The organism is Sphingomonas sp. SRS2, from assembly GCF_000971055.1.
In the GTDB taxonomy this organism is placed as follows: domain Bacteria; phylum Pseudomonadota; class Alphaproteobacteria; order Sphingomonadales; family Sphingomonadaceae; genus Rhizorhabdus.
Map to the genome: position 1 here is coordinate 57,297 of NZ_LARW01000051.1, position 11,668 is coordinate 68,964.

Annotated in this window: 11 protein-coding genes; 10 read left to right on the plus strand and 1 reads right to left on the minus strand. The window is 64.4% G+C overall.

What is annotated here, in order from left to right; all coding sequences use genetic code 11:
- The 7 genes from WP12_RS03465 to WP12_RS03495 all read left to right on the plus strand — a co-directional run bounded on the left by WP12_RS03465 (position 1) and on the right by WP12_RS03495 (position 5,054).
- On the plus strand, positions 1 to 570 hold the full coding sequence (locus tag WP12_RS03465) for a hypothetical protein (RefSeq protein WP_046192360.1): 570 nt from the start codon (positions 1 to 3) through the stop codon (positions 568 to 570).
- Positions 571 to 572: 2 nt separating this feature from the next.
- Entirely contained in the window at positions 573 to 2,030 is a 1,458-nt protein-coding gene (locus tag WP12_RS03470) for a hypothetical protein (protein WP_046192361.1), read from the plus strand.
- On the plus strand, positions 2,030 to 2,512 hold the full coding sequence (locus WP12_RS03475) for a hypothetical protein (protein WP_152663876.1): 483 nt from the start codon (positions 2,030 to 2,032) through the stop codon (positions 2,510 to 2,512). Before WP12_RS03470 ends, WP12_RS03475 begins: the two co-directional genes overlap by 1 nt.
- 19 nt (positions 2,513 to 2,531) lie before the next feature.
- Positions 2,532 to 2,891, plus strand: coding sequence for a hypothetical protein (locus WP12_RS03480; RefSeq protein WP_052730188.1), 360 nt, complete (start codon positions 2,532 to 2,534; stop codon positions 2,889 to 2,891).
- Positions 2,892 to 3,659: a discoidin domain-containing protein gene (locus WP12_RS03485; protein WP_046192363.1), complete on the plus strand. Its 768-nt coding sequence runs from the start codon at positions 2,892 to 2,894 to the stop codon at positions 3,657 to 3,659. It abuts the gene before it with no gap.
- 96 nt (positions 3,660 to 3,755) lie between these two features.
- Positions 3,756 to 3,959 (plus strand): hypothetical protein, encoded by a 204-nt coding sequence (locus WP12_RS03490; protein ID WP_046192364.1) that lies wholly within the window; start codon positions 3,756 to 3,758, stop codon positions 3,957 to 3,959.
- A gap of 444 nt (positions 3,960 to 4,403) precedes the next feature.
- Positions 4,404 to 5,054 (plus strand): S24 family peptidase, encoded by a 651-nt coding sequence (locus tag WP12_RS03495; protein ID WP_046192365.1) that lies wholly within the window; start codon positions 4,404 to 4,406, stop codon positions 5,052 to 5,054.
- Here WP12_RS03495 and WP12_RS03500 read toward each other — a convergent pair.
- Positions 5,051 to 5,230 (minus strand): hypothetical protein, encoded by a 180-nt coding sequence (locus tag WP12_RS03500; protein WP_046192366.1) that lies wholly within the window; start codon positions 5,228 to 5,230, stop codon positions 5,051 to 5,053. The genes WP12_RS03495 and WP12_RS03500 overlap by 4 nt on opposite strands.
- 209 nt (positions 5,231 to 5,439) lie before the next feature.
- Between WP12_RS03500 and WP12_RS03505 the strand changes: the two genes are divergently transcribed.
- The 3 genes from WP12_RS03505 to WP12_RS03515 form a co-directional block, all read left to right on the plus strand.
- Positions 5,440 to 5,652 carry a hypothetical protein gene (locus WP12_RS03505; protein ID WP_052730189.1) on the plus strand — a complete coding sequence of 71 codons (213 nt, stop codon included), beginning with the start codon at positions 5,440 to 5,442 and terminating at the stop codon, positions 5,650 to 5,652.
- Between the two features lie 100 nt (positions 5,653 to 5,752).
- Positions 5,753 to 7,756 carry an autotransporter assembly complex protein TamA gene (locus WP12_RS03510; RefSeq protein WP_046192368.1) on the plus strand — a complete coding sequence of 668 codons (2,004 nt, stop codon included), beginning with the start codon at positions 5,753 to 5,755 and terminating at the stop codon, positions 7,754 to 7,756.
- Positions 7,756 to 11,668: translocation/assembly module TamB domain-containing protein (locus tag WP12_RS03515; protein WP_046192369.1), on the plus strand; the 3,913-nt coding region annotated here is incomplete at its 3' end. The genes WP12_RS03510 and WP12_RS03515, both read left to right, overlap by 1 nt.

Below are 11,668 nucleotides of genomic sequence, written 5' to 3' on the forward strand. Positions count from 1 at the left end.
ATGAAACATTCCTATGTGCTCACTTACGATCTGAAAACCGGCGCACCACTGCAATGGACCGAAAAGGTGTCGGATGAGGAAATCGCCGCGGCCGCTCGCGCCGCTTCAGAAAGCGGTTGGGGTGTCATCGCCTGCGACGAAATGCCAATCAAGCATGTCGAGATCGTGGTCGGCGACCAGAAATACCCTGTCGTCCAAGTTGATACTGAGGCGGTGAAGCGTTCAGCGCTGGCGCGCATCGATCGCGGCGTCGGCGAAGAGCTGGCGCGGCACATCACCCCAGGCATGGATGAAACCTACCGAGAAAAACTGGACGAGGCGCGATCGCATAAGAAGCGCGGAGCAAAAACGCCGCTCCTCGCTGCCGAAGCTAAGGCGAAGGGTCGCTCCGTTCCGGAGATCGCGGCGGACGTGCTCGCTCGTGCTGACGCGTGCCGCGCTATTCGGCATCGGCTCGAAGACGCGCGGCAAACCGCCAAGGCGATCGTGCGGGAAGCAGACAATCTCATCGACGTGGTCGAAGCGGAGACCACCGACTGGGCGGCGCTCGCCGCAGAGCAGGGAGTTTAAGCATGGCCTGGTACAAGACTGGCACGATCGCGGTCGCCAACGGTTCAGCCGCACTCACCGGGGCGGGCACGGATTGGGTCGCCAATGTCCAGGCCGGGCACGGCGTTATCCTACCGGATGGCCGCGTCTATGAGGTGCTTAGCGTCAATAGTGCCACCAGCATCACGCTGAGCACCACCTATCAGGGCGGCACAGTGGCGAGCCTCGGGGCGCATTTGGTCATACCCACCCAAGGGTTCGCCCAGTCAACGATGGCGGCCGTAACGCAGCTCGTCGTCGAATATTCAGCGATGCTGAGCGGCGCGGGCGCTGGCAAGTTCGGTGATGGGCTCGTCGGCACGCCCGGCATCAGCTTTGCGGCCGATCAGGACACGGGGATATTCCGCAAGGGTTCCAACTCGATCGGTATTGCTGTCGGAGGCGTCGAACGGCTCGGCATCGACGCAAAGGTGACGGTGAACAGTGCGAACGTCCGGCTGTCGAACGCCTATTACCTCAGCGGCAACATCGCAGCCGGGACCGAGGTGATGCTGATCGGCGTCAACGGGTCGGATAAGGTCAGCATAGACGGCGGTGGCTATGGCGTCGTGTTCGGCGGCAAAGCTGGCTTCGGCATCTCGCCCAGCTATGCCGTCCATGTTTCCAACAGCGACAGTACGCAGGGCGTTTTCAAGAACTCAGGGGCTGCCGGGGCGCGGATACTCATAGGCAATACGGTCGGCGACCTCGACATCAGGACAGATGCCAGCGGCCACAGCTTCATCTTTTCCGACGTGAACAAAAATCTGAGCCTTGGAACGGCCGCCTCGGTTCGCCTCCACATGGAGGGCAGCAACGGCAATATCGGTCATGGCACCACCTCGGTGACAGGTTACAATCACAGACAGGTCAAGAACCTGACGGGCGCGACGACGGCGAGTGCGATGTCGCTTGAGCCGATCGTGCAGTCGGACGTGACTTCGGATGCACGGATTTACAACGCGATCCTAACACTCGCGGCAGGCTCCTATACGCTAGCCAACGCATATTATTACCGCGCAACGCAGTCCACGATCGGGGCCGGGGCGACGCTGACCAGTCAGTTCGGCTTCTTCGCCAACAGCAATCTGACGGGGGCGGCTTTTAATGCCGGTTTTTATGGTGCCATCGACGCGGCCAGCGGTCGCTGGAATGCCTATATGGCCGGCACAGCGAACAATGCCTTTGCGGGCAATTCACGCTTCGGCGGCACGAGCGCGCCGACCGTCACCGTCGATGTCACGGGGTCGATCGCAGCGACCGGCACGATCAAGCCGGGTGGCTATACGGTTGCGACGCTTCCTTCAGCATCGGGCGTGGGTGCTGGAGCGATAGCCTATGTGACAGACGCCAGCGCGCCCAGTTGGGGCGCAACCGTCGCCGGGGGTGGCGCGGTAGGCGTCGGCGTTCAATCCAATGGTTCAGCATGGAAGGTGATCTGATGACCGAGACCGTTCGTACCCGCGTGCGCGAAATCCTGATGGTTCAGGATGACGGCAGCCTGGTGTGGAATATCCACCAAAAGAAGATTGTCGAAATCTTGGATGGCGAAGGCAATATAACCGATGCCACCTATCGTGCGCCGACCGTACTGTCCGCCGACGATCTGCCCGGCGTTCTGGATGTCGTTTTCATCGACCTGACGCATGAGCGCGACGCCGCTAACGTGGCCAAGGGTGCGGCCGAGGCCGCCTTGATCGACATGACCAACGATCGCGACCAGCGGGTCGCGGAAGTGGCGCAGCTTACCGCTTCGCTGGAAGCCGCGGTGGCGGCCGGGGAGGCCGTCACCGCCGACCGCGACGCCAAGATGGCAGCCTTCACGGCCGAGCGTGAGCTGCGGGCCACCGAGATCGTTGGGCTGCAGGCTCAGGTGGCGGGCCTGCAGCTCTTGTTGGCCAATCAGACGTCCCCTGTAGCCTGATCGCGGGCGAGATTAACTCATGCCGGTAGAGGCGAGCTATGGAGAGTGGCTGCAGGCGGACGCGCTATATGCGACCAGCGCAGACGGCTTGCTTGCGTCTCGGTGGCCAACACAGGCGATCGAAACTGAGGCCATCTCGCCGTTCGCCCATAAATCGGCCGGTGTTGACGAAGGCGGCCGCCAGCTCGCCTTCCTCGGCCCACCCAAAGTCGGGGACGCGCATGTCGTCCATGGTCGACGTCGCGACCTTGTCGGCACAGTGGTGACGCTGACGATCGACAGCCTCGGCTATGACGCCGGGGTCGCCTGCTATGTCATCGGTGCCGACGAAACTCAGGTGCCGGGCTGCACCGTGCTCACAGTCCTGCGGAGAATCTAGATGTCGCCAATCGTCATCTGCCGACCGGCCGACGCCCAGGGGGTAGACACGACCTCGGGCACTGGTGGTGTCAATCTCCTGACCGATAATCCGAAAGAGGCGTGGATCAGTGGGTCGGCGGCCGAAGTCGCCGCCATCCTCGACCTCGGTTCCGTTCAGGAGATCGACTTCGTCTACCTCGGATCGGTCAATGGCGTCGTTGGTACGACATGGTCCGTGACCTATAGCACCGCCTCCGCCTCTGGGATCGGCGCGACCGCGCTGGGGACCACCGTCGCCGTCATGCCGAGAAAGCGCCGCGGGCTGATGCATTTGCTGACGGTGCTCGATGCCCCGGTTTCAGCGCGATATATTCGCGTGATCGTGAACCAGGGCGACGGTGGGCCAAACCTGACAGCCGGCATCCTGCGCGCCGGTTTGTCGTTCCGCCCCCAATGGGGCCAGGAATGGGGCGGCGGTCGCGCTGTCGTCGACACCGGCACGCGTGAGCGGTTGCCGGATGGGGGCTTCGGCGTCGACCTGGGCGCGCGCAAGTCCGTTTTTCAGTGGACCTTTGCCGATCTAAGCGAGGATGAGCGTGAGGAGCTCTACGCCTTTACCGAGGATGTCGGCGAGACCGTCCCCTTCGTCATGGTCGAGGATGTCGGCGATGGTGTGCCAGCGACAAACGAAGGAACCCACTGGTGTACCTTTGATCGATTGGACTATTACGAGCGGCGCGCGCCTGGCTCCAGCCGGTGGGCCTTCCGCATCGAACAATGGATATGAGTCCGCTGGCGGACGGTGGGCCCTCGCGCCTTCTCCTGCGACATGGGTGCATCGCCGCTGAAGCGGCATTGCAATCCGGTTTCAGGAGCCAAGCACATGAACGCCACCAAGGGCCCCTTCGCATCCCTCACGGTCTGGTCGTCGGCCGGCGCTGCCATCGTCAGTGGCCTGTCGGCCTTCGGCATCGATCTGGGGCCGGATGGCGCGAATCAGATCAACGCGATCGTCGCGGGTGTGCTCGCCACGGTCGCGATCTACGGACGCATTCGCGCCAGCCGGCGTATCGCGACCGGCGTCTAACTTTCGCCCATTGGGGCTCAGTGAGCAGAGGTGCGGGGCGTCCCTCACCAGCCGTGGTACCGGGGCGCAAGCCTTGGCATGGAGCTAATCGGCTAACACAGGACGCACGGTGCTGGGCCCGCCGTATAACGGCCCACCAGATACCCAGCGAGAGCCGGGAGCGGAGACAGGTATGGTACGGCTCGCGAGGCCCCCAGCTTGGTCAGGATAGCCTGGTCCTAATCCGCTCCCTCATGGGGCCTCGGCTCGCGACAAAAATTACCCTCACCACCGCGACAGAAACTCCGGCGAAGCCCGCTAATTTTTGTCGCGAGTTTTTGGCGCGCTACACTCGATGGTCGATAGCAAATGCATGGTCCTGTTCCTCCTCGACTCATGTGTTCGCTATATGTTCTAATTCATTTCCTACTTGTCTAGGAAAAATCCTATCGATAATGGAGGGGAATGGTTGACGATGCCCGTCAGGCGCTAGACGCCCTGATCCGCGAACATGGCGAGGATTACAGCGCCCTATCGCGGCTGCTTGGCCGCAACCCGGCTTATATCCAGCAATATATCAAGCGCGGCTCGCCCCGACGCCTGTCGGAGGAGGATCGGGCGCAGCTGGCAGCTTATTTTCGCATATCCGAGGAACGCCTCGGGGGGCGAGGCGGGGCGATTGCTGCGGCTCCCTCTCCTCCCGCATTGTTGCCGGTGCCGCGGGTGGAAATCGGCGCGTCAGCCGGCCCTGGCGCGATCGCCGAAATCGAGGAGTATGGGCCGCCGATCGGTTTCGACGCCGCGATGCTGCGGGGGCTGGGCGTGACGCGCACGACCGGACTGTCGATCATCAGGGTGACGGGGGCCTCGATGGAGCCGACCCTGCTCGATGGCGACGACATATTGGTGGATCGAAATGCCGTGGTGCTGCGCTCGGGCGCGATCTACGTGCTGCGGCTGGATGATGTGTTGATCGTCAAGCGGCTGGTCAGTGCGGGAGCCGGACCGCTCGTCATCCGCAGCGATAATCCGGCGTTCCCCGATATCGTCGATTATGATCCGGCCACGCTGACCGTCGTCGGCCGGGTTCTGTGGTGCGGACGGAAGATCGGCTAGCCGCGCTTGCGGTCGTACAGATAGAGCGCCAGCGCGATTGCCACGCCGATGGCGGTACCGCCGACCATGCCGATTGACGGCTGTCCCAAGATGTTGCCGATGATCGCGCCGGCCATGATCGAGAGGGCGATGATCGCGCCGCCGGCGCGCGAGGCTTTGCCGCTATGCTGTTCCATTCGCGCCCCATGCCATGCCCCGCTGCTCCGCGCCATAGGGTGTCCCGGCCGTGTCATAACGGGACGTCGCGTCCCGTCCGGGGACTTGGTAAACCTTCTGTCGACCATTCAAGTCGCGCAACTGCGCCATTTTTCGTTTTCTGGCATGCCGCTTGAGTGGTGATACGCGTTCGTTGCTTACCTCCAGTTGCTTATATGAGGTCAATCGCTTGGAAGAGTTGTTCTACATCGCCAATCGCAGCAGTATCGATCAGGCGCATGACCTGCTCGCGCAGTTCGGCACGCTTGCGATGGACGAGGCTGCGGCGCGCAGCCGCCATTATCGAGAGCTGGGCAATGCGATTCGCTTCTGCGAATGGCGTCAGATCGAGCGTTTCTTGATGGTCCTGAGCCAGGATGTGCCCGTGGGCACCGTTCATTAAGAGCTTGAATCCCGGGCGTTCGGCCCCAATCCATTATGATGTGATCGCCACTGCCCACTAGGCTCTGGCGGGCGGCACGCCCTGTCGCTAGGGTCGCGCCATGAGTGCTCCCCGCACGCTGCCCCGTGCTCCGTCGATCATCCTGGGTGCAATGATGTGCGTGTCGGTTGCGGCACAGGCGCAGCCACAGCCGACGCCCTCGACATCTGGGGATCAGGCGGTGCTGCCCGATCTCGATCCTTCGAGCGAGATGGCGCCGCTGCCCGATATGGAAGTCGAATGGCCCGACCCGCTCGGCGACGGCGGATCTGCTGCTGCGGTGCCGAGCGCGACCCCCGTCGAGAGTTTGTCGAGCGATATCCAGGCCGATCGCCGCTATCGCGTCGCGATCGACGGATTGACCGGGCAGGAGGGCCTGTCGGCCGATACCGAAGCGGCGATCCGTGGCCGCTTCCGCACGCTGTCCGCGCTGGAGGAAGGCAAGGGCGTCGGCAACACCGCCCAGATCGATCGCCGCGCCCGCGAGGATGAGGCGCTGCTTGAGCAGCTGATGCGCGCGGCAGGATTTTACGATGCCGATATCAGCACGCGGATCGAGGATGAAACTCCAGGGCGGCTGGCGGTGACGCTCAACGTCGAGCCGGGCGCGCTCTACACGCTGTCCGCCGTCGACCTGCCGGGGATCGAAAAGGCCGGCGAAGATAGTGATGAGTTGCGGACCGCCTTTGGGCTGGCGGTCGGGGCGCCCGCCGATTCGGATCGCATCGCAGCGGGTCAGCTTGCGCTCAGGGCCGAACTGGGCCGGCAGGGCTTCGTCTTTGCCAAGGTTGGCGAGCCCAAGCTGACCGTCAATCATGATGAGCATCACGTCGCGCTGGTGATGGATGTCGACAGCGGCGGCGCGCAGCGGATCGGCAGGATCGTTATCGAAGACCAGAAGCTGTTCAGCGCCAAGCATCTCGGGCGGATCGCACGCTTCCGGTCGGGCGAGGTCTATGACGCGGCGAAGATGGACGATTTCCGGCGGGCGCTGATCCAGACCAGTCTGGTGTCGACGGTCACGATCAAGCCGATCCCCACCACCGATCCGCATGTGGTCGATATATCGGTGAAGCTGGAGCCCGCGCCGCCGCGCACGATTTCGGGTTCGGTCGGCTATGGTACCGGCGAAGGCTATCGGCTGGAGGCGAGTTGGCAGCATCGCAATCTCATCCGGCCGGAGGGCGGCGTGACGTTCCGGGGCGTGCTCGGTACGCAGGAGCAATCGCTGGGAGCGGTGCTCCGCCGCAACAATTATAAGGCGCGCGATCGGGTTCTGACCGGGCAGCTGTTGTTCAGCCATTTGCAGGAAGACGCGTTCGAGGCGCGCTCGGTGACGCTGGCGGCGGGGCTGGAGCGGCAGACCAACATCATCTGGCAGAAGAAATGGACATGGTCCTATGGCGCGGAAATCACCGCGTCGAAGGAGGACGACACCGTCAAGGCCACCGGCGCGCCGCGACGGCGCCAATATCTGACCGGTGCGTTGCCGTCGAGCCTGTCCTATGACGGCTCGGACGACTTGCTGAACCCGACGCGCGGCTATCGGCTAGCGGCGCGCATTTCCCCCGAACTGTCGCTGCAGGGCAGCGCCTTCGGCTATGTGAAGGCGCAGGTCGACGGCAGTACATATCTGCCGGTCGGCGGGCGCACGGTGATCGCGGGCAGAGCCCGGCTGGGATCGATCATGGGCGCTGCAGCCGAGCGTATCGCGCCAACGCGGCGCTTCTATGCCGGCGGCGGCGGATCGGTGCGCGGATTCGGTTATCAGAAGATTGGTCCAATCGACGTCAATGGCGATCCAGCGGGTGGACGCAGCCTTGCAGAATTTTCGATCGAGGCGCGGATACGCTTCGGCGATTTCGGCGTGGTGCCGTTCCTCGACGCCGGCAACCTCTATTCGGCGCGGCTGCCGACCTTCCGGAATCTACGCTACGGCGCGGGCATCGGCGTGCGCTACTATACCAGCTTCGGCCCGATCCGCGTTGACCTCGGCACGCCGATCGACCGCCGCCGGGGGGATTCGCGCGTCGCCATCTATGTTTCGCTGGGGCAGGCCTTCTGATGGCCGGCGAACCCATTTCCGTCGAAGAGAAGGTCGCCGGCTGGCGGCGTCGTCACCCCATTCTGCGCGCCATTGGGATCGGCCTGCTGTCGGTGCTGCTGCTTGTTTCGGCGGCGGTATGGATGCTCGACAGCGGACCCGGCCACCGCCTGATCATCGACCGGATCAGCGCGATAAAGCCGTCCTCGGGGCTGCGGATCCGCATCGGACGGATCGACGGTTCGATCTGGAACAGGGCCAAGCTGCGCGACCTGCGTCTTTATGACAGTCAGGGGCTGTTCCTCGAAGCGCCAGAAATCGATCTCGACTGGCGGCCGGCGGCGTGGATCGCGAACAAGCTGTGGATCCGCACGGTCGAAACTGACCTGCTGATTCTGCACCGGCTTCCCAAGCTGAAGCCGTCGCCCAAGAAGGGGCCGCTGCTGCCGGGCTTCGACATTCATATCGGGAAGCTCGCGATCCGGCATCTCCGGCTTGATCGGCCAGTGGCGGGCCGCCGGATGGTCGCGCGCGTCGATGCCGCCGCTGACATCCATGACGGACGTGTGCTGCTCAAGCTTGCGGCCGCCTCCAACGGCGGCGATCGCGTCAATCTCCAGCTCGATTCGGAACCCGACCGCGACCGCTTCGATATCGACGCCAAGCTCGCCGGGCCGGCTGATGGCGTTATCGCCGGTGTGACGGGATGGAAGCAGCCGGTCGATGGCGTCATCTCCGGCACCGGCACGTGGAGCGGCTGGAAGGGGCGGACGACCCTTGATGTTGGCGATGTTCGCCTGGTCGAGCTGACGCTCAGCGCCGATCACGGCAAATATGCGCTCGATGGTCAGCTTGCGCCGAGCAGCTTCCTCAAGGGCAAGCTCCAGCGGCTCTCCGCTCCGGTCATCCGGATCAGCGGCGCGGCGACGCTCGCCGATCGCAAGCTCGATGGCAATCTGGCGTTGGAGACGCCCGCGATCGAATTCGCTGCGTCGGGCACGCTTGATCTGGCCGCCAGCGCCTTTAACGGCGTCGTCATCGACGCGAAGCTGCTCAGGCCGTCTGCGCTGTTCCCCAACATGACCGGGCGTAACATCCGCGTTCGCGCCACGTTCGATGGGCCATTCGGTACCGCCGCTTATGGCTATGGGCTGACAGCGGATCATGTGGCCTTCGACAATACCGGCTTCGATATCGTCCGGGCGGACGGGAAGGGGCGGCTGTCGAATGCTCCGATAAAGCTGCCGGTGCGGCTGTCGGCGCGGCGCGTGACTGGCATCGGCGATATCGCGGGGGGCATCCTCGGCAACCTCAAGGTCGATGGCTTGCTGCTGGTCACGTCGACGGCGGTCACGGGCGAAGGACTCAAGCTTAGCTCGGACAAGTTGAGCGGCAAGCTGTCGCTGAAGCTGGACCTGCGGACCGGCCAATATGATGTTGCGCTGGCGGGCAAATTGCTGCGTTATTTCATTCCCGGCATCGGCATCGTCGACGTCAATTCCGAGCTCAAGGTCGTGCCCGGCGCGGGTGGGCGCGGGACGATGGTCGCGGGCCGCGGCAAGGCCTGGGTACGGCGCTTCGACAATGCTTTCCTCCGTTCGCTCGCGGGTGGACTGCCGGTCATCGACACGCAGTTGCGGCGCGGGCCCGATGGGGTGCTGCACTTCGATCGGCTGGTTCTCACCGGTCCTTCGATCCGCCTCACGGGTAACGGCTTCCGCCGCCGCGACGGCACCTTCTATTTCAAGGGAGGCGGCACGCAGGCGACTTACGGGCCGGTTCAGCTGACGCTCGACGGCAATATCAGCCGGCCGAAGATCGATCTGCTGCTCGCCGCGCCGATCGAGGCGCTGGGGCTGACCAATGTGGCGGTCAAACTCGACCCCACGCCGCAAGGATTTTCATACGCGGCGACGGGTGAATCGCACCTTGGGCCATGGGGCAGCAATGGCGCGATCCTGCTGCCCTCCGGCCAGCCGGCGACGATTGCAGTGAGAGAGGTCGCGGTAAGCGGCGCCAAAGGCGGAGGCAGCCTGCGGTCCGATCCGGGCGGCTTCACGGGGCGCATCGATCTGGCCGGCGGTAGCGTCACGGGGCCTCTGCTCTTTTCGGTCGAGCGCGGTTTGCAGAAGATCGAAGCGCATCTGCGCGCGCAACGCGCCAGTTTTTCGGGGACGATGCCCTTCACGGTCGGACGCGGACGGCTCGACGGCACGATCCTGCTCGATCCAGCGGGCGTCCAGATCAATGGTACCGCCAATGTGCTGGGCGCGACGATGAACGGGGTAAGCCTCGCGCGCGGCCGTGCCGAGATACGGATGCAGGGCGGCAGCGGCAGCATCACCGCCAATCTGTCGGGCTCGCGCGGACGCGGCTTCCAGCTTACCGCCGTAACGCGCTTCACGCCCGAAAATGTCACGGTCACCGCCGAAGGGGCGATCGATCGACGTCCGATCCGGCTGGAGACCCCGGCGGTGCTGCACCGCGAGGGTGACGCCTGGCGGCTCGAACCGACCCAACTCGCCTTCGCTGGTGGCAAGGCGACCCTCGCCGGACGCTTCGGCGGAGCCGTTAACGAGATCAAGGCGGGGGTGCAGTCGATGCCACTCTCGGTGCTCGATATCTTCTTTCCGCAGCTCGGCTTGTCGGGCGTCGCCACGGGCGATGTCGACTATCGGCTGGAGCGTGGTGCGCGCATTCCCACCGGCCGGGCCAATGTAAAGATCCGAGGGCTTTCGCGGTCCGGTCTGGTGCTGACCTCGCGGCCCGCGGACGTTGCGGTCGCAGCGGTGCTGACCGACAGGGTAGCGGCTGCGCGCGCGGTGGTGTCGAGCAGCGGCAAGGTGATCGGCCGAGGGCAGGCGCGGATCAGCAACCTGCCGGGCGGTGGCGCGCTGCCGGACCGGCTGCGGGCGGGCAATCTCCTCGCGCAGATCCGTTATGGCGGCCCGGCGGATACGCTGTGGCGGCTGATCGGCGTTGAAACAATCGATATTTCCGGGCCGGTATCGATCGGTGCCGATGTCAGCGGAACCGCCGCCAATCCTGTCATCCGCGGGTCGCTACGCTCGACCGATGCCCGGCTCGAAAGCGCGATCACCGGCACGGTGATCAACAAGATCGCCGCAGCCGGCCGGTTCGACGGGTCCCGGCTGCTGATCGACAAGCTGTCGGGCCAGACCCGCGGCGGCGGCACCGTCAGCGGCCGCGCAACCTTCGATTTTGCCGGCGGTAAGGGACTGGGCATGGACGTCGCGATCGACGCGCAAAATGCCCTGCTGCTCAGCCGTGACGATATCGGCGCGACCCTGACCGGGCCGATGACGATCAAGTCCGACGAAAATGGCGGGACCATCGCCGGTGACATGCGGCTCGTGCGCGGGCGCTTCCAGCTCGGTCGTGCCGAGGCGGTGGCCGCGATTCCGCAGTTCGAGACGATCGAGCTCAACCGTCCCGACGATGATGGCGTTACCGTTCGCCGCGCGCCATGGCGCCTCGATATAAAGCTCGATGCGCGCAACCAGCTTGCCGTTACCGGCCTCGGCCTCGACAGCGAATGGCGCGGCAAGCTCGATCTTGGCGGGACGATCGATAATCCGGCGATCACTGGCCGGGTCGATCTCGTCCGTGGCGGCTATGAGTTCGCCGGGCGGCGCTTTGATCTCGATCGCGGTTCGATCCGTTTTCTCGGTGAAGCGCCGCCCGATCCGCTGCTCGATATTCAGGCGAAGGCCAATCTCAACGGCGTCAACGCGACGATCACGGTCAGTGGCACCGGGCAGAAGCCCGAGATAAGCTTCACCAGCATCCCGGCGCTGCCCGAGGATGAGCTTCTGTCGAGGCTGCTGTTCGGCACCTCTATCACTAACCTGTCAGCGCCTGAGGCGCTCCAGCTGGCGGCGGCGGTCGGTTCGCTGCGGGGCGGGGGCGGGG

What these genes read in the sequence shown, in the direction of transcription:
- WP12_RS03465 (WP_046192360.1), top strand. Translation starts at nt 1, where the DNA reads ATGAAACATTCCTATGTGCTCACTTACGATCTGAAAACCGGCGCACCA.
- WP12_RS03470 (WP_046192361.1), top strand. Translation starts at nt 573, where the DNA reads ATGGCCTGGTACAAGACTGGCACGATCGCGGTCGCCAACGGTTCAGCC.
- WP12_RS03475 (WP_152663876.1), top strand. Translation starts at nt 2,030, where the DNA reads ATGACCGAGACCGTTCGTACCCGCGTGCGCGAAATCCTGATGGTTCAG.
- WP12_RS03480 (WP_052730188.1), top strand. Translation starts at nt 2,532, where the DNA reads ATGCCGGTAGAGGCGAGCTATGGAGAGTGGCTGCAGGCGGACGCGCTA.
- WP12_RS03485 (WP_046192363.1), top strand. Translation starts at nt 2,892, where the DNA reads ATGTCGCCAATCGTCATCTGCCGACCGGCCGACGCCCAGGGGGTAGAC.
- WP12_RS03490 (WP_046192364.1), top strand. Translation starts at nt 3,756, where the DNA reads ATGAACGCCACCAAGGGCCCCTTCGCATCCCTCACGGTCTGGTCGTCG.
- WP12_RS03495 (WP_046192365.1), top strand. Translation starts at nt 4,404, where the DNA reads ATGGTTGACGATGCCCGTCAGGCGCTAGACGCCCTGATCCGCGAACAT.
- WP12_RS03500 (WP_046192366.1), bottom strand. Translation starts at nt 5,230, where the DNA reads ATGGAACAGCATAGCGGCAAAGCCTCGCGCGCCGGCGGCGCGATCATC.
- WP12_RS03510 (WP_046192368.1), top strand. Translation starts at nt 5,753, where the DNA reads ATGAGTGCTCCCCGCACGCTGCCCCGTGCTCCGTCGATCATCCTGGGT.